At 70.9% G+C, this 16,985-nt stretch carries 17 protein-coding genes; 14 read left to right on the top strand and 3 right to left on the bottom strand.

Features of this window, described 5'->3' with window-relative positions:
• The first annotated feature begins 10 nt into the window (after positions 1 to 10).
• From K8625_RS25500 to K8625_RS25490, 3 genes are all read left to right on the top strand, one after another.
• Positions 11 to 547, top strand: a complete 537-nt coding sequence (locus K8625_RS25500) for an O-acetyl-ADP-ribose deacetylase (RefSeq protein ID WP_223750978.1) — start codon at positions 11 to 13, stop codon at positions 545 to 547.
• 55 nt (positions 548 to 602) lie between these two features.
• The gene (locus K8625_RS25495) at positions 603 to 1,082 is read left to right on the top strand and encodes a hypothetical protein (RefSeq protein WP_141332586.1); all 480 of its coding nucleotides are present in this window, start codon (positions 603 to 605) and stop codon (positions 1,080 to 1,082) included.
• Between the two features lie 143 nt (positions 1,083 to 1,225).
• A complete protein-coding gene (locus tag K8625_RS25490) occupies positions 1,226 to 1,681 on the top strand; it encodes a hypothetical protein (protein WP_194869542.1) in 456 nt (151 codons plus the stop codon).
• A gap of 617 nt (positions 1,682 to 2,298) precedes the next feature.
• Here the strand turns inward: K8625_RS25490 and K8625_RS25485 are convergent.
• Entirely contained in the window at positions 2,299 to 2,958 is a 660-nt protein-coding gene (locus K8625_RS25485) for an SCO family protein (RefSeq protein ID WP_223750979.1), read from the bottom strand.
• A 540-nt stretch (positions 2,959 to 3,498) separates the two neighbouring features.
• Between K8625_RS25485 and K8625_RS25480 the strand changes: the two genes are divergently transcribed.
• Genes K8625_RS25480 through K8625_RS25460 form a run of 5 tightly spaced genes read left to right on the top strand, consistent with a single transcriptional unit; the run spans position 3,499 to position 7,805 of the window.
• On the top strand, positions 3,499 to 3,762 hold the full coding sequence (locus K8625_RS25480) for a hypothetical protein (RefSeq protein WP_223750980.1): 264 nt from the start codon (positions 3,499 to 3,501) through the stop codon (positions 3,760 to 3,762).
• On the top strand, positions 3,759 to 4,562 hold the full coding sequence (locus tag K8625_RS25475; RefSeq protein WP_223750981.1) for a cytochrome c oxidase subunit II: 804 nt from the start codon (positions 3,759 to 3,761) through the stop codon (positions 4,560 to 4,562). Before K8625_RS25480 ends, K8625_RS25475 begins: the two co-directional genes overlap by 4 nt.
• Entirely contained in the window at positions 4,559 to 6,280 is a 1,722-nt protein-coding gene (locus K8625_RS25470) for a cbb3-type cytochrome c oxidase subunit I (RefSeq protein WP_223750982.1), read from the top strand. Before K8625_RS25475 ends, K8625_RS25470 begins: the two co-directional genes overlap by 4 nt.
• Positions 6,277 to 6,828, top strand: coding sequence for a cytochrome c oxidase subunit 3 (locus tag K8625_RS25465; RefSeq protein WP_223784160.1), 552 nt, complete (start codon positions 6,277 to 6,279; stop codon positions 6,826 to 6,828). Before K8625_RS25470 ends, K8625_RS25465 begins: the two co-directional genes overlap by 4 nt.
• Positions 6,825 to 7,805 (top strand): cytochrome c, encoded by a 981-nt coding sequence (locus K8625_RS25460; protein WP_223750984.1) that lies wholly within the window; start codon positions 6,825 to 6,827, stop codon positions 7,803 to 7,805. Before K8625_RS25465 ends, K8625_RS25460 begins: the two co-directional genes overlap by 4 nt.
• 53 nt (positions 7,806 to 7,858) lie before the next feature.
• Here the strand turns inward: K8625_RS25460 and K8625_RS25455 are convergent, their stop codons facing one another.
• Complete coding sequence (locus K8625_RS25455; protein WP_223784159.1) at positions 7,859 to 8,254, bottom strand: hypothetical protein; 396 nt, start codon at positions 8,252 to 8,254, stop codon at positions 7,859 to 7,861.
• 337 nt (positions 8,255 to 8,591) lie between these two features.
• Between K8625_RS25455 and K8625_RS25450 the strand changes: the two genes are divergently transcribed.
• From K8625_RS25450 to K8625_RS25440, 3 genes are all read left to right on the top strand, one after another.
• Positions 8,592 to 10,220 carry an ATP-binding protein gene (locus K8625_RS25450; RefSeq protein ID WP_223750985.1) on the top strand — a complete coding sequence of 543 codons (1,629 nt, stop codon included), beginning with the start codon at positions 8,592 to 8,594 and terminating at the stop codon, positions 10,218 to 10,220.
• Positions 10,221 to 10,377: 157 nt separating this feature from the next.
• On the top strand, positions 10,378 to 11,826 hold the full coding sequence (locus K8625_RS25445) for a hypothetical protein (protein WP_223784158.1): 1,449 nt from the start codon (positions 10,378 to 10,380) through the stop codon (positions 11,824 to 11,826).
• Positions 11,827 to 11,962: 136 nt separating this feature from the next.
• The gene (locus K8625_RS25440) at positions 11,963 to 12,388 is read left to right on the top strand and encodes a nuclear transport factor 2 family protein (protein WP_141332492.1); all 426 of its coding nucleotides are present in this window, start codon (positions 11,963 to 11,965) and stop codon (positions 12,386 to 12,388) included.
• 13 nt (positions 12,389 to 12,401) lie between these two features.
• On the opposite strand, the gene K8625_RS25435 is transcribed toward K8625_RS25440, so the two are convergent.
• Positions 12,402 to 14,246 (bottom strand): GAF domain-containing protein, encoded by a 1,845-nt coding sequence (locus tag K8625_RS25435; protein WP_223750988.1) that lies wholly within the window; start codon positions 14,244 to 14,246, stop codon positions 12,402 to 12,404.
• A 493-nt stretch (positions 14,247 to 14,739) separates the two neighbouring features.
• On the opposite strand from K8625_RS25435, the gene K8625_RS25430 reads away from it, so the two are divergent.
• The 3 genes from K8625_RS25430 to K8625_RS25420 all read left to right on the top strand — a co-directional run bounded on the left by K8625_RS25430 (position 14,740) and on the right by K8625_RS25420 (position 16,843).
• A complete protein-coding gene (locus K8625_RS25430; protein WP_223750989.1) occupies positions 14,740 to 15,399 on the top strand; it encodes a hypothetical protein in 660 nt (219 codons plus the stop codon).
• A 62-nt stretch (positions 15,400 to 15,461) separates the two neighbouring features.
• Positions 15,462 to 16,040, top strand: a complete 579-nt coding sequence (locus K8625_RS25425) for a YceI family protein (RefSeq protein ID WP_223750990.1) — start codon at positions 15,462 to 15,464, stop codon at positions 16,038 to 16,040.
• Entirely contained in the window at positions 16,037 to 16,843 is an 807-nt protein-coding gene (locus K8625_RS25420) for a Rieske (2Fe-2S) protein (protein ID WP_223784157.1), read from the top strand. The genes K8625_RS25425 and K8625_RS25420 overlap by 4 nt, the downstream gene beginning before the upstream one ends.
• Positions 16,844 to 16,985 lie beyond the last annotated feature (142 nt).

The raw sequence follows: 16,985 nt of genomic DNA, 5'->3' as shown, positions 1-16,985 counted from the left end.
AGGAGAGGCCATGACCCTGGAGCTCATCCGAGGTGACATCACCCGCGTCGACGCGGACGCCATCGTCAACGCGGCGAACAGCGCGCTCTTGGGCGGAGGCGGCGTGGACGGCGCCATCCACCGCGCGGCCGGGCCGGAGCTGTTGGCCGAGTGCCGCCTGCTGCATGGCTGCCCCACGGGCCAGGCGAAGCTGACGAAGGGCTACCGGTTGCCCGCCCGCCACGTCATCCACACGGTGGGGCCCGTCTGGGGCGGGGGGGCTCGGGGCGAGGAGGCCACGCTCGCGCGGTGCTACAAGAGCGTCTTCGCCCTGGTGGAGCAGCACGGCCTGCGCTCGGTGGCGTTCCCGTCCATCTCCACGGGCGTGTATCGCTTCCCCATCGAGCGGGCGTCGCTCATCGCGCTCCGGGAAATCCGGGCGGCGCTCGGGCGGCTGCCCCAGCTGGAGAAGGTGACGGTGGTGCTCTTCTCCCAGGCGGACCTGGAGACCTACCAGCGAGCCCTCACGGCGCTGTCGTCAGAGGGAGGCGGGGGCGAGAATGTGTGAACGAGAAAAACTGGGCTAGAGTTTCGCCCACGTCCTTTCTTCGTCGGAGCATCACATGTCTCAGGATAACGCCCCCGCCAAGCCCAAGCGCGGGCTCAAGCGGCCCATCGAGGTCGTTCGCGCCGAGCTGCTGAACGACGCGGACACCAAGAAGATCGCCAAGGCTGTCGGCATGAAGCTGGAGGACTACGTCGAGCTGGTCCTCAAGTACGCGCAGGACAAGGACCTGGAGCCGGAGCTCAACATCGTCCCCGACGAGGAGCTCAAGAAGAACGGCATCACCCCGGTGACCTCCGATGAGGCCGCGGATCTGCTCATCCGGGGCATGAAGGGCGAGCTGCCCGGGTCGGCGCCGGACTTCGACAACTCCAAGTTCGAGAAGTCCACCCCGGGCACCGCGGGCAAGCCCTCCCTGAACGCGGACGCGCCTCCGTCGACGACGACCCAGGCTCCCTCCACGGGGGGGAACCAGGACGCCGCGGCCCGGCAGGCGATGTTGGATCAGATCAAGCGGGGCGGTGGTGGCAGGGCCTGAGGTCCTGCCCCGGGGGGCGGAAGTCCGGAGAAATTCTCACGGAAATTCTGGCGGAAACTATTCAGCCGCTCTGTCGAGAATCACTTCGAGTCTTCCTTCTCCCAAAAAACTTCCGCGTCCCCCGCGAACTTTGAGGTGTCACCATGGGCCTGTTCGACAAGCTGAACCCCGCGAAGCTGTTCCAGAACGTCATCAAGACCGTTGGCACCGCGGCGGAGAAGGTCGGCGGCATCGCCGGTGGCATCGCGAAGTTCGGTGAGAAGCTCCTGGGCTTCCTGAAGAAGCCGGCCTCGGAGATCATCGAGCCCATCACCAACAAGATCAGCGAGCAGATCAACAAGATCCCCTACGTGGGCAAGTTCCTGGCCCCGGTGGTGGACGGCCTGCTGAAGCAGGGCGTGACGTCGCTGGTCGGCGAGGGCCCCATCGGCGGCATCGGCGCGCTGGCGAAGGCCACCTCGAAGATCGAGGACGTGACCAAGGTCGCCGAGCAGGTTCGCGCTGGCGCCGAGAAGGTGGGCGCGTGGACGGACAACGTCCTCGGCCAGCAGAACGTGCAGAACATCATCGCGCAGCGCCACGCCGCCTTCATCGAGTAAGGCACCTCGCGCCCCTGGCGCGATGAGGTGGCAAGCCAGAGGGCCGGTCCTCCGCCAACGCGGGGCCGGCCCTTCGGCTTTGCGGGGCGGATGCGAGGGCCGGTCCTCCGAGAGAGGTGCCGGCCCTTCGGTTCGTGGGCATGCGACGAGGGCCGGTCCTCCGCCAACGCGGGGCCGGCCCTTCAGCTTCACGGTGGTTCCACGCATGAGGCGGAGCCCGCCCTTCGTCCATGCGGAGCGCGACCTGAGCTTCAGACGGGCCGCTATCCGCGAGGACCCGGATGCCGTTTGGGCCTGACTCGTCGGTTTCACGGGTCCATCAAGGGCCGCTGCCCGAAGGCGCGAGGCCACTCAACGGGCTCCCGGGGGGGGCAGGCTGATACGTGGGGCGAGCCGCCGCTCGGGCTCGGCTCGCGCGGCAGGGCAGGCCGGATGATCCTCATTACTCAAGAATCGGGAGCCCGAAGTCATACTGCCAGTGGTTGAGTCCGCCCGGCTCGCCAGGCCCTGTGATTCGTGGCGGAGCCGGAGTCGAGAGGAGCGCTGGCGGCCTCACGCGCGCGCTGGGAACACCACTCCGTGGATCAACAATCCCGGGTGCGGGGACTCCGTTCGCGTCACGCCTCTTCGCGCATCAGCCGCTTCACGTCGACGAGGAGCCGGTCCGTCGAGTCGCTGTCAGCGCTGTCGTAGTACCCGCGAATCTCCCCCTTCGAGTCCACGAGGACGAAGTGGGAGCCGTGGAAGATGGAGGTCAGGTCATCCTCGGGGGCGCCGGCCTCGCGGCCCATGCTGACCTTGAAGCCCTGGACGATGACGTCCTGGAGGACGGCGTAGTCGCCAGTGAGGAAGCTCCAGCGGGCGAAGTTGGCGCCGTGCGTCTGGCCGTACTCGGCGAGGCGCTCGGGGGTGTCGTACTTCGGGTCGACGGAGAAGGAGACGAGCTGGAGGCCCGTGCCGTGGGCGTCGGTGCTCTTCTGCACGTGCGCCATCTTCCGGGTGAACGCGGGGCAGATGGTGGGGCAGCGGGTGAAGATGAAGTTGGCGATGTAGGGATGCCCGCGGAGCTGGGCGTTGCCGAAGGGCTGTCCGTCCTGCCGGGTGAACGAGAAGTCCGGGAGGGTGCCGAGCCGGGGCAGCGGCTCGCTGCTTCCGCGCACCAGGGACAGGCCCAGGGCGGCGGTGAGTCCCAGGGCGATGACGGCCAGGCCGGCCCAGAAGGCGGGGCGCTGGGTGAGACGGGCCTGGGGGAGCGCGAGGGGCGATTCGGCGGACATGGGCCTGGGACTAACGAAAGGCCTGGGTGCGCACAAGCGCCGAGGTGTCGCAGGGGCCAACCCGCCTACTCGCGAGGTGTAGCCGGTGGCAGGTCACCCCGGTGGGCAGCCGAGCCCAGGAGGGCCTCGGCTTGAGACGGCCACTCCCGCGTGCTAGCCGGGAGGGCGGTGATGAACGGTGAGCGCTCCAACCAGGGTCGACGAGCCGCATCCCGCCTCCCGGGAGCGGGCAGAGGCATCTTCGTCCGGTCCGAGGCTCGACCGGAGTGCTGCCCCGAGGACGGCTGGGTCGACGAGTTCCCCCGAACAAACGCAACCGCGCCACGCTCAATCCCCAGAGGAGGCCGAGGCCACGAGCCTCATCGAGGCGCCTCTGCGCGCCCGTCGCTCGCCCCAACCTGGGAGGACTGCCGGGACGACGAGTCCTTCCGAGGTGCCACCGCGCCTCTGGCTTCCCACCCGACGCTCGAGGAAGGCCGAGGCGGCGAGTCCCCTCGAGGCGGCTGGCGCCGGTGGACCGCCCGGTCTTCGATGTCGGGCGTGAAGCCCTCACGGAGCACCACGTCTCGTCGATGTGTCGCGAGCCAGGCGCACGCCGCCGCGGCCCTCGCGCTGGCACTCCTGGCCTTGCTTCCCGTGGAGGCCTGGGCCTGCGCGACGTGCTCGCTCAGGGAGCCGGAGTCCGCGGTGCGCTCGGTGCTGCTCGTGGTGGGCTTGATGCTCACGCCCTTCGTGGTCCTGGGCGTGGGCGTGTGGGCCGTGCGTCGCGCCAGCCGTGAGGACAGCCGGAAGGACCCGACATGAGCACCCCCGTCGAAGGGTCCTCCCCTGTCTCGACGGACACGGAAGCGCCCTCCGGGCTGAAGACCCTCGCGTTGCCCGAGAACGCGAGCACCCACGGCCCTCGCATCGACGCGCTGCTCGGGTGGAGTCACCGCTTCGAGGCGGGCCTCGCGGCGATTGCGCTCGGGTGGATGCTCATCGCGGTGTGGCGCTTCCGGGGCGCGAAGCGCGCGGCCTCGGACGGAGGCACCAAGCGCTCCATCGCCTTCGTCCTCGGCCTGGCGCTGACCACGTTCCTCATCGTGGACGGGACGCTGCTGGTGGGCTCGGAGGGCTACCTGCGGGACGTGCTGTGGAACCTCCAGGTCCCCGCCGAGGACCCGCGCACGGTGCGCATCGAAATCAACGCGCACCAGTGGTCCTGGGAGGCGCGCTACGCGGGCGAGGACGGCCGCTTCAACACGCCCGATGACGTGGTGACGTGGAACGACCTGCGGGTCCCCGCCGGCGTCCCCGTCTGGGTGCAGCTCGTCTCCACGGACGTGGTGCACGGCTTCTCGTTGCCGCACTTCCGCGTGAAGGTGGACGCGATTCCAGGCCGCGTGAACCAGACCTGGTTCCAGGCCGAGCGCGAGGGCACGTGGGAGGTGGCCTGCTACCAGCACTGCGGCACCAGCCACTACCGGATGCGCGGTGAGCTGCGCGCCCTGTCCTCGGAGGCGTACGCCGCGTGGCTGCGCGAAGCGGGGCGACAGGCGCTCCAGGCGTACGACGCGGACGACGTCGCGGCCCACTGGGGCTGGGACTGGAGGACGCCGTGAGCGTCGACCACAAGCAGGTGGCCCGGCGCTACCTGTGGAGCGGGCTGGGCTTCCTCCTCCTGGGCGGACTGCTGGCGCTGCTCATCCGCTGGCAGTGGGCGTGGCCGGGGCAGCCCGTGCCTGGGCTCGCGTGGGCGCTGCCCGAGTCCCGAGGCGCGCTGACGCCGCCCACGTACACCTCCGTCTTCACCATGCACGGCCTGGTGATGATCTTCTTCGCGGTGACGCCGCTGCTCTTCGGCGCGCTGGGGCATTTCGTGTTGCCCCTGGCCATCGGCGCGCGGAGGCTCGCGTTCCCCCGGCTGTCGACGCTGGGCTTCTGGGTCTACGCGCTGGGCGGAGCCCTCGTGCTCCTCTCGTTCGCGGTGCGGCTGGGGCCCGCGAGCGCGGGGTGGACGGCCTACCCTCCGCTGTCGACCACCGCGTTCACCCCGGGCCTGGGCCAGACGCTGGTGACGGTGGCGGTGTTGTGCGCGGGTGTCTCGGCCTTCACGTACGGGCTGAACTTCGTCGTCACGGTGGCGCGATGCCGAGCGCCCGGGATGACCTGGGGCCGACTGCCGCTCACCGTGTGGGGCCTGTTCTTCGCGTCGGTGTTGAACGTGCTCTTCGTGCCGGTGCTGGCGGCCGCCACCGTGTTGCTGTTGATGGACCGGTTGCTGGGGACACAGTTCTTCATCGCGGGCGCGGCGGCGGTGGGCGGCGGCGGGGACCCGGTGGTGTACCAGCACCTGTTCTGGCTGTTCGGCCACCCGGAGGTCTACATCCTCATCCTGCCCGCGTGGGGCATGGTGGGGGACCTGGTGTCCTTCTTCAGCCGCAAGCCCGCGCACGGCTATCGCCTGACGGCGGGGGCCATGGGCGGGGTGTCCGCGCTGAGCGGGCTGGTCTACGCGCACCACCTCTTCACCAGCGGGATGTCGCCCTTGTTGGGGCGCACGTTCATGGTGTTGACGCTGCTCATCTCGCTGCCGGCGGAGGTGATGTTCCTCAACTGGCTGATGACGCTGTGGCGCGGCAGCGTGCGGCTGACCTCGCCGATGCTCGCGGCGCTCTCGACGATGGGGGTGTTCGGACTGGGCGGAATCACCGGGCTCGCGCTGGGAGCGGTGGCCACGGACGTGCCCCTGCACGGGACGCTGTGGGTGGTGGGGCACTTCCACCTGACCATGGGCGCGGCCAGCTTCCTGGGGGTCTTCGCGGGGCTGTACTTCTGGTTCCCCAAGATGTTCGGGCGACAGCTTCACGAAGGGCTCGCGAAGGCGCACGTGGTGTCGAGCGCGGTGCTGTTCCTCGGGGTCTTCGGCGGACAGCTCGCGGCGGGCTACGCGGGACAGCTGCGCCGGCTCTATGACCCGTACCAGTACACGTACCTGAAGCACCTGCTGCCGCTGAACCAGTGGACCACGGCGTGCGCGTTCCTGCTCGGGGCCGCGCAGGTGTTGTTCGTCGTGAACCTGGTGTGGACGCTCTGGCGCGGGCGCGTGGCGGACGCGAACCCGTGGCAGGTGGGCACGCTCGAGTGGACGTGCGCGGCCAGCCCTCCGAGCGACGAGAACTTCGAGCAGCTCCCCGTCGTGCTGCGCGGGCCACATGCCCTGTCCCAGCCGGAGGTGCTGGAGCAGCTGGGCCGCGACTGGGTGGGACAGGCGGAGGTGCTGCCCGCGGAGTCTCCAGCCATCAGCAGCCCGCTGCCCCTCCTGGAGCGCACGTCATGAGCCCGCGGCCCGAAGCGGACACCCGGGCCGAGGCCACACAGTGGCTCGGCACGGTGCTGGGCCTGTCCGCGTGGGCGATGTTCTTCGCGGCGCTCGTGTTCGCGGTGGGCTGGTACCGGATGCGCGAGGCGTGGCCGTCGCCGCGGGTGCCCACGTGGGGTCTGGGCCTCACGGGGCTCCTGCTCGTCGCGGGGAGCGCGGCCCTGCACCTGGGCTCACGCCGCGAGGGCCCTCGTCCCCTGTGGGCAACTTGGGGAGTGTGGGCCGCGGGGCTCGGGTTCCTCGTGCTCCAGGCGATGTGGATGCACCGGGCCTGGTGGACCGAGCACCTGCGCATCCCCGAGAGCGGCGTGTCCGCGTCGGCCTTCCATGGCCTCACCGCGCTGCACGCGCTGCACGTGCTCGCGGTGGAGGTCGGGCTCTTCGCCTGCTGCTGGCGTCATCTGCGCGGAGCGGACGTGCGAGCCTCGTGGCGGACCTGGGCCCTGGGCTGGCACTTCGTGACGGTGACGTGGGTGTTCCTCTTCATCGCGGTGTACCTCCCATGACCTCTCGTGTGCTGTCGGCCCTGCTGCTCCTGGTGTCGCTCGCGGGGTGTCGCTCGAAGAGCTCGCCCACGTTCGAGCCCCTGAAGCTCGCCGACGGCCGCGTCCTCTCCGCGGAGACGCTGGTGCGTGGGCACTCGGTGTACGCGTACTACTGCGCCTCCTGTCACGGAGCGCAGGGCGACGGACAAGGCCCGGCGGGACGGGGCATGCGGCCCGTGCCTCGCAGCTTCCGTCAGGGACTGTTCAAGTTCGGCGGTGTCTCCGTGGGAGAGCTGCCCACGGACGAGGCGCTGAAGCGCACGCTGCGACGAGGGCTCCATGGCACGCCGATGTTCGCGTGGGATGTGCCCGACGCGGACCTCGACGCGGTGGTGCAATACCTCAAGACCTTCAGCCCTCGCTGGAAGGAAGAGGTCCCCGGTAAGCCGCTGGAGATGTCACCCGACCCGTGGCGAGGCCGTGAAGCGGAGGCCATCGAGCGGGGCCGCGTCGCCTATCACGTGTCGGGCGCGGGCAACGCGGGCTGCTCCAGTTGTCATGTCGCGTACCTTCCCCGCGCGGAGCTGGCGGCGTTGATGAAGAAGACCACGGGGCGCGACGTGGACCTGTCCAAGGTGGACCCCTACACCGCACAGGTCCGCGAGTCGGACCACCCGGTGGAGGTGGACGCGAACGGCGAGCCCACGCGCACGCAGAAAGTGCTCCCGCCAGACTTCCTCTTCCAGCCCCTGCGCACTATCTGGCCCGTGGGAGAAACCATCGAAGGCGCGCCGTACACTCCCGAGCGTCAGCGCGAGGACCTCTACCGGGTCATCGCGGCGGGCGTGGGCGGCGCGGCCATGCCGACGTGGAAGGGAGCCATTCCCGAGGAGAACCTGTGGGCGCTCGCGTACTACGTGCAGACGCTGGTGGTGCTGCGCGACACGGACGAGGCCGCTGTGCTGAGGGCGCGGCTGCGCGGCTCCACGATGAACTGAAGAGGAGGCCACGCCCGCTCGGGCCCACGCGCGTGCTCCGCGCGCGGGAGGCTTCAGGTCCCCGCCACGTCGTCACCCCGCGCCAGGGCATGGCTGCCGCCGCCCTCGTTGGTCCAGACATCCTGGTCCAGCAGGTGGTTTCTCCAGGTGGAGGGCGCGGGGGCGGGGACACCCCGCGTCGTGCCCCCGAAATCCAGCAACCGCAAGAGGTTCTCCTGAGGGGTGATGCGATAGGAGAACCAGAGCCCGCCGAGCTCCACGAGGTGCTCGCCCGCGTCCAGGCCGGCGATGTCACTGCGGCTCGGCCCCCCGTCCACGGCGGAGTATCTCCGGGGCGCCAGCTCCGCCATCGCCAGCAGATGCAGCGCGACGGCCATGCGCATCTCATTGGGCAGTTGCCAGTATGCGTGGTGGAGATGGAGCGGGATGTCGACCGTGTACGAAGGCATGGCGGACCTCGGGCGGCCCGCCGCGCGACTCGCGAGAAGGACAGCTTGAAAGGGGAAGGTTGAGCTTCTTGAGGATGGACACGGAGGCGGCCGCGGACATGGAGCGGCGGGCCACTCGCCCGCCGAGGGGGCTCGGGGATGGGTCCTCGGTCCTCGGGGCGGGATGCCCTCCCCCACTCGGGCACCCGTCGCGACCTCCCCGGGGCGTGTATGCCAGCGAACGGTGGTCCGCGGGCCCGGCGCTCTCCCCGCTCACCTCCGGGAGGCCCAGGCCTTATCCCCTCTCCAGGAATGCACGGGATGGCGTCTCCGTGCGGCAGAACGATGGGGCCACACGATGAACCGCATCGCTGACATCATCCACCGGCACTACGACGCCATCGTCCGGCTGTGGACCGAGGAGGCGACCCGGGCCGCCTCCGCCCGAGGCCTGGACGCCCCCGAGCTCAAGAACATCATGCCGACCTATCTGGCCTCGCTCGCGGAGGACGCGAAGGCGCCGGCCACCACCTTCGCTGAGCGGCGCAAGTACGTGGAGGGCCATGTGGCCGCGCGACTCCGCCAGGGGTTCCACGTCGCGGAGGTCGTCGAGGAGTTCGCGCTCCTGGGCAGGTGCATCTCCAGGATGTGGGCCGAGGCCCCGCCCCAGGCGCGGCCCGACGTCGAGGACGTCGAGCGGCTGCTCGGTGAGCTGCATGCGGCCTCGGCGAGCGTCATCGCGCTGTTCAGCGAGCACATGCGGGAGGATGAGCAGGCGGAGAAGCGCTACCTGCGGCTCATCCAGAAGGTGGCCAACGAGGCCCTGGAGGTGGACGCCGCCTCCCTCCAGGAGCGATTGAGGGAGGTCCTCGAGCTCATCATGGAGGCGCTGGGGGGACAGGGCGCGGCCCTGCTCTTGAAGGAGACCCCGCTCCCCGGTCTTGGCACGGTGGTCTCCACGGGCGTGGCGATGGAGGCCCTCGCGCGATACGCGACCACTCGAGGCGTCGTGGACGAGGACCCCGGCTCGGGCGAGGAGGCGGAGGCCACGCCGATGGCGGTGAGCGAGGACCTGCGGCGCGAGGGGCTCTCCTCGTTGCTGGGAATCCGGCTGGCCACGCACTACGCCCTGAGGGGCGTGCTGTACGTCGGCGCCGCCGCGTCGCGCGACTTCACGGCCCGGGAGCGGAGGCGGCTCGAGTCCCTGGGCGAGCGGCTCACCATCCACCTGGACAACGCGAAGCTGTACGCGGACCTGCAGACGAAGGTCGACACCCTGCAGGAGGAGCGGGTGCTCCGGGAGCGCTTCGTCTCCGTCCTGGCCCATGACCTGCGGGGGCCGCTGTCGGCGGCGAAGGTGGCGGCGCAGTTGCTCCTGCGCCGGCCGGAGATGATGGAGGAGCGGCGGGACCTGGCCCGGCGCATCGACCAGAACATCGAGCGCACGGACCGCATGGTGCGGGACCTGCTCGACGCCAACCGCCTGCGCGCCGGGGAGCAGCTCTCGCTCCAGTTCGCGCCGTGCGACCTGCGGGCCATCGCCCGGGAGGTCATCGAGGAGCTGAGCACCATCCACGGCGAGCGCTTCCTCCTCGTGGCCGAGGCGCCCGTCGAGGGCTTCTGGAGCGAGGACGAGCTGCGCCGGGCACTCTGGAACCTGACCAGCAACGCGGTGAAGTACGGCGCGAGCGACTCCCCCGTCACCCTCACCGTCGCGCGGACGGCTTCAGGCGCGAGGGTCTCCGTCCACAACGAGGGCCGGGTCCTCTCCCAGTCCGACCAGGACCTGCTCTTCAAGCCGTTCTCGAGGACGCGCTCCGCGCGCGAGGGGCCCTCGAAGGGCTGGGGCCTGGGGCTGACCCTGGTCTGGGGCTGTGCCCAGGCCCATGGTGGACGGGTGAGCATCGAGAGCGGGGATCGCACCGGGACGACCTTCACGCTGGAGCTGCCGCTCGACTCCCGGGCCGTCGCCGCCGTGGTCGCCTGACTCGCGCCGACCTCGCGCGCGAGGACGTCCGTGCCGGGAGATTTCACGTCCGGAACTGGCGATGGCGTGAGGCGCCGAGGGCCCGCGCGCCGCTCGGAGTGGACCCTGGTGTGCCCGGTGCAGTGCGGCCGGAGGTCCCCTTTGCGGAAGCGAGCGCATGTCCCGAATCGACACAGCAGGCAGCAACGCCCTGGCTCTCGACCTGGTCCCTGACGAGGTGCCCACGCCGGCGCGGCCCCCTCCTCATCCCCCCACCCCGGCCGCCCGTGAGCGCAACGCGGTGCAGCCGTTCAAGGAACCCACCTCGAAGTCCCCGTCCCCTCCGCAGCCAGGGAGCACGTCCCGGGACACCGGCCCCACCGTGTCGGCCGGAGAGCTGACGGCGCTGGGCGGCAGGCTCCGGGCCCGGAGCGCGGAGGTCCCCGCGGACGTCTACCCGGACCTCCAGGCGAGGCTGACGCGCAGCCTCGGCGACTGGACGGTCAGCGACGCGGACGTGCGCACGGTGCACACGCTGTTGGGACAGCTCCCGCCGGAGGGCTACCGCGCCACCCTGGAGCGGATGGAGCGCGAGGGCCTCTTGAAGACCTTCCTGGCCGAGCAGTCTCCCCAGGCGCGCGCGTCCTTCCTGGAGCAGGCCCACGCCAAGGGCATGCTCCAGCGGCTCGCGGGGGAGCCCGCGTCGGGGCCGCTGGGCTACCCGGGCAGACCCGCCTTCTTCCGTCACGACGCGGCCCTGCCGGACTCGCTGCGCCAGGCCGTGAGCGAGCACGCCGTCACCGCGGGCAGGACGTACCTGGCCGACCACGCCGCCTACCTCGGTCGCTATGTCCAGGCCGTCGAGCAGTCCCAGGGGCTCCCCGAGCTGCGCAAGCTGGGCCCGCCCCGGGAGGCGCGGCTGTCGGACTCGATGCTGGGGCTGTCGCGCGAGGACCCCCGGCGGGAGGCGCTCGCGAAGGAGTGGCGCCTGGCGGTGGGCACCGCGGGGTCCACGGGCTGGGTCTACCAGGCCATCAATGCCCGTCAGCGCGAGCTGCTCGGCGAGCGCCCCGGCGGCACCTTCTCCCTGAATGGCAAGGCGGAGCTGCAGCACGACCACCTCCTCGTGGGCGGCGAGGCGCGGCTCGACTCGCGGGGCCGCGTAGACCTGAAGTCCTCGGGCGGCGTGGCGCTCAAGGGCGGACCCGTGGGGCTGGAGGTGACGCGCGACTCGAAGGGCCAGCTCCAGTCGGAGGTGAAGGTGGACCTGGGCCTGTTCTCGGTGAGCCACTCCTCGGACGGTGACCTCAAGCTGTCCGTCGGCGTGGGCAAGCACGCGGGCAGCTACAGCAAGCTGAACCTGAGGGAGGCGGAGTTCGGCGGGGGCGTCTTCGTCGACGTGAAGGGACAGGGCAACAAGGCCGAGCTGCGGCTGGGCTACGAGATGAAGGGCCTCACGGCGAAGCGCGCGACGCAGGCCGTGGACCGCCAGCACGTGGGCCTCTTCGACACGCCGCCAGAGCTGGCGCGGGGAGTGGCCTGGGAGGCGCTCCCCGAGTCGAAGCGTGAACGCTACCTGCGCAACGGCTGGAACCGCGAGGAGTGGTCCCGGGCCCGGGGCACCTGAGTGCCTGGACAGCGTGCTGACCGGAGCTCCCCCGTCGCACCGGAGGGCAGGCGGGAGGGGGAGGCACCCGGGATGGCGCATGCGCAGTCTCCTTCCATGGGCCCCCTTCCACCCAGGGGCGAGCGAGGACACGCGCATGGCGACGGAGCGAGCGCAGCGGTTCGTGGAGGCACTGTCGAGCCTGGAGGAGGACGGCGACCTGGAGGCGCTCGTCGCGCTCTTCAGCGACGATGCCCATGTGAGCAACCTGGCCTCTTCCCGGGTGTTCAAGGGGAAGCAGGGCGCGCGTCAGTTCTGGCGCGAGTACAAGGCCACGCTGCGCCAGGTGAAGTCGTCCTTCCGGAACATGATTGAGGCGGGGGACCGGGTGGCGCTCGAGTGGGAGTCCCATGGCACCGCGCAGAACGGCGCGGCCGTGGCCTACGAGGGCGTCTCCATCCTGGAGTGGGATGGCGAGCACATCCGCCGCTTCTACGCGTACTTCGACCCGCACGCGCTGGGGGAGGAGCTGGCGCACGGCACCGCGCAGCGCTCCCAGGTGCCCTCCACCGCTCCGGCGTGAGCGGGCCTGGGGCTCATGCCGTCTCCGGCGTCCTGGGCAGCTCCACGGTGACGGTGGTGCCCAGCCCCGGTGAGCTCTCCAGGTGGATGTGCCCGCCGTGGGCCTCCACCACCTGACGGGAGAACCACAGCCCCAGGCCGAAGCCGCCGTAGTGCCTCAGCGGCACCGCGCGGCCGAAGCGCTGGAACAGGTGGGCGAGCTGCTCGGCGGGGATGCCGATGCCGCGGTCCCTCACCACCAGTCGCGCCAGGTCTCCGGGGATGCAGGCCACCTCCACCTCCACCGGGCGGCCCAGGCCGTACTTGAGCGCGTTGGACAGCAGGTGCGTCACCATGCCGTCCACGCGCGAGGCGTCCCAGCGCCCGGACACGGCGCCGTCGGCGCGCAGGAAGATGGTGGCGCCCGCGCGCTCCTTCTCCTCGGTGAAGCGCGTGAGCACCTCCCGGCACACGTCCACCAGGTCCACGGGCTCGGGCGTCAGGTGCAGCCGGCCCTCGGACAGGTGGGCCACCTCCAGCAGTTCGTGCACCAGCCGGCCCAGCCGGTCCACCTGCTGCACGGCGGACGTGGTGCGCGCCCGCACCTCCCCGTCCGAGGACATGCGCCGCAGCCGGGACAGCTGGAGCTTCAGCGCCGTCAGCGGCGTGTTCAGCTCGTGGCTCGCGATGGCGAGGAACTCGTCGCGCAGCTGGAGCGCCTGCTGCGTCTGGTGGAACAGGTGGGCGTTCTGTACGGCGGCGCTGGCGCGGCGGGCCAGCTCCATCGCCAGCTCCAGGTCCTCGGCCGTGTGGTGCCGGCCGGAAAGGCAGTGGCCCAGCGTGAGCGCGCCGAGCACGCCCTCGGGCGTGTCCAGCGGGACGGACAGCCAGGACGTGGGGGCCAGGGTGCGCAGCAGGGCGAGCGTCTCCGGCCCGCACGCGGTGGACTCCACCCAGGCCGCGTCGACCTGGGGGGCGAAGACGGGCTGGCCGCTGGCGAGCGCGCAGATGGGCGTGCCGGGGCGCTCCGGGGGGCGCCAGTGGCTGGCGGCGAGCAGGCCGGCGCACTCGGGGGTGGCGGCGTGGAAGGTGCGGCGCACCTCGTGGTCCGGCCCCATCACGTCGATGATGCAGAAGTCGCCCAGGGTGGGGACCAGGCCCAGCGCGACGCCGCGCAGGGTGTGGCCCAGGTCCAGCGACGTGGCGAGCATGGCGGTGGCGTGCTGGAGCAGGCCCACGCGCTCCACCTGGCTGCGCTCGGCGGCGAGCAGCCGGGCCCGCTCCAGGGCCATGGTGGCCTGCTGGGCCAGCATGTCGATGAAGGCCCGCTCCTCCTCGTCGAAGTCGTGCGCGCGGCCCCAGATGAAGGCCAGGCAGCCCACCGTCCTGTCGCGGGCGATGAGGGGCAGGCACGCGATGGACAGGTCTCCGTGCTCGGGGCGGGCGGGGTCGGCCGCGATGGGGAAGCGCTCGGCCAGGGTGGCGAAGTCGGACAGCCATAGGGGCGCGCGGGTGCGCACGGCCTCGGCCACGGGGACGTTGGCGCCCAGGGGGACGTGGGTGAAGGCGGCCTCGATGGCCGGGGGGCAGCGCACGGTGTGGACCAGCTCCAGGGTGGAGCCCCGGGCCTCCAGCAGGTAGAGGCCGCCGGTCTGGGCCTCCAGGGTGCGCACGGCCTCCACGACGACGGCGCGGGCGACGTCCTCGGAGGTGAGGGCGCCGGAGAGGGCGAGCGTGAGCGACTGCAGACTTCGCATGCGCGCGCTGGCGAGCTCGGCGCTGGCGCGAGCGCGGCGGCTCTCCGCCAGCAGCTCCACGCTGGGACCCGGGCCCTCGTCGGGAGGAGGCAAGCGGAGGCTGACGGACGAATGCTTCTCCATGCGCGGCTGCCCGATGGCGCAGGTGACACCCCGGGCTGCCTCCACTGAAACGCATCCGGAGCCGGATTTCCGGCCCCGGGCGGATGATTGTCGGGCGCCCGTCAGTCCCCCGCGCGGGCAGTGAACACACCGGCCGGGGTCTTCCGACCCCGAGCCCGGAGGAAGGTGGCTGTCGGACAGAGTCCGCCGCCCGTCATGCGGCTTCCGCAACGCGGAGTGTGGCGCTACCGTCGCCCCTGGGCCTCGGAGTCATGCTTCCGGGGTCACCACCTGGTTGGGAGGTTTCGTTCGGGTCCCCTCATGCAGGCCGTCTCCGGCCGCCTCTCGTCTTCCACATCGCGTCCACGAAACCCCTGGCCGGTCCCCGTTGCGGCGACTTTGCAATCGGTTCCGGGTTCTTCGTGAGTCACGTCGGCATGATGGAAGCAGGCCCCCGGCACCCCTGCCGCACCTGTCCGCCCCTCCGCCACGAGCCCCTCACGGATACCCACTGATGAACCGCCTCGCCGCCGTCCTCGTCATCCTGTCGCTGCTGTCCACCACCACCGCCCAGGCCCAACAGAAGAAGTCGCCGCCCGCCAAGGACGCGCCCACGAAGCAGGCCCCCGCCGAGGAGCAGGCCGCTCCGGCGGAGGACCCCTCGCTGGACTTCGACCTGCTGGAGCCCGCCGAGGACGTCGCCGCCGCCCAGGTGGACCCGGAGCTGCAGAAGCGCCTGGACCGGCGCCGCACCATGCTCAAGCTGCACCAGGGCCTGGGCTTCGCGCTGGCCGCGGGCCTGGTCACCACCACGGTGATTGGCCAGCTCCAGTTCAACGACTCGTTCCGCGGCGGCGGCGATGACCGCAACCTGCTGGGGCTCCACCGCGGCTTCGCCGTGGGGACCTCCGTGGTCTTCGCCTCGGTGGGCCTCTTGGGCCTGCTCGCCCCGGAGCCCTTCGAGAAGCAGAACGCCGAGTGGGACACCATCTCCTTCCACAAGCTCTTCATGTCCCTGGCCACCGCGGGGATGATCGCGCAGATCATCCTCGGCATCATGGCCACGGACCGCTTCGGCCGGCTGTCGGAGACGGACCTGGCCACCGCGCACCAGGTGGTCGGCTACACCACGCTCGGGGCCGTCACGGCCGGCATCTTCACCCTCTTCTTCTGAATCTTTTCCCCCGGGCGCCGTTGGCCTCGGAGGGACGACCTCTGCATCTCCTGGAGACGGACATGACCGTTCGACGACTCGCGCTGCTCACCACCCTGCTGCTCTCCGTGCCCGCCCTGGCCCAGGGTGGGGCCAAGACGTACGCGCTCAAGAAGGACGCCAGCACGCTCACCTACAAGCTGCACCACCCCGCGCACGAGGTGGTCGGCACCGCGAAGCCCAGCGACGGCAAGGCCCTGCTGAAGGCGGACGGCACGCTGCAGGTGGCCGTGCGCGCCAACATCAAGGACTTCGACTCCGGCAACGCCAACCGCGACCAGCACATGTGGGAGGTGACGGAGGTGGCCAAGCACCCCATCGTCGACTTCAAGGGCGTGGCGACGGGGGTGAAGCTGCCCGCGACCTTCCCCTCGAAGGTGCAGGTGACGCTCAAGGGCCAGCTGCTCTTCCACGGGGAGAAGCAGGGCGTGGAGGTGCCGGTGACGGTGCTGTTCAAGTCCGCCACGGAGGTGACGACGGAGGGCTCGTTCACCGTCAGCCTGGAGCAGTTCAAGATCGAGCGCCCGTCGCTGCTCATGGTGAAGGTGGACGACAAGCTGGTGCTGGAGCCCAAGCTGGTCTTCGTGGTGGAGGGGACGTGAGCACGTCGCGACGTGGCTTCCTGAAGGGCATCCTCGGAACGAGCGCGGCGGGCGCGGCCGCGACGGCGCTGCCGGGCTGCGCGCCGGACATCGACCCGGCGCCGGTGACGGACGTGACGGCCAGCGACGCGGGCGTGGTGACGCTGCAGGTCTCGCGCTATCCGGACCTGGAGCGCGTGGGCGGCGCGATTACGCTGCGCGTGGCGGGCGAGGAGACGGACCTGCTGGTGACGCACTCCGGGCAGGACACCTTCTCCGTGCTGTCCAACCTGTGCACCCACGCCGCGTGCCCGCTCGGCTTCGACGGGCGCGAGGTGGTGTGCCCGTGCCACCTGTCCAAGTTCAACCCCATCGACGGCGCGGTGACGCAGCGGCCGGCCACGGTGGGCCTGCGCAAGTTCGCCTCCACGTACAACCCGGGCAACCGCGAGCTGACCATCGAACTGCGCGCGGGTCAGGGCGGCTTCCCCTCGGCGGTGAACGGCGAGGTGCGGCTGCCCTTCTCGCAGTTCCCCACGCTCAAGGACAACGGCAGCTTCGTGGAGGGCGTCCCTGGCGGCTACGGGAAGAAGATCTTCATCGCCCGCGCCTCGGATGGCTCGCTGTCCGCGGTGGACGCGCTGTGCACGCACCAGGCCTGCGAGGTGTCCGCGCGTCAGGCCGAGCAGGACTACATCTGCTTTTGCCACAACTCGACCTTCACGCTGCAGGGTGCGGTGACGAGAGGGCCCGCGACGTTGCCCCTGAAGAAGTTCACCGTGACGGAGACGACGGACGCGGTGGTGGTGACGGGCGTGCGGTGACGTCCGGCGCGCGGTGACGCGCGCGCGAGTGACGGCTTCGGCTCGAGGGCCTCGCGGGTCTCCACTCGGTGGAGACTCTCGGGGCCCTTGACGTTTTCCCGGGGCGTGAGAGCCCATGGGGCCTCTTGTACCCCTCGGGGAA

This window comes from Myxococcus sp. AS-1-15 (assembly GCF_020037055.1).
In the GTDB taxonomy this organism is placed as follows: Bacteria; Myxococcota; Myxococcia; order Myxococcales; family Myxococcaceae; genus Myxococcus; species Myxococcus fulvus.
The sequence above is the reverse complement of the archived record's forward strand: the minus strand, read 5'-3'. Positions and strand labels throughout refer to the sequence as shown.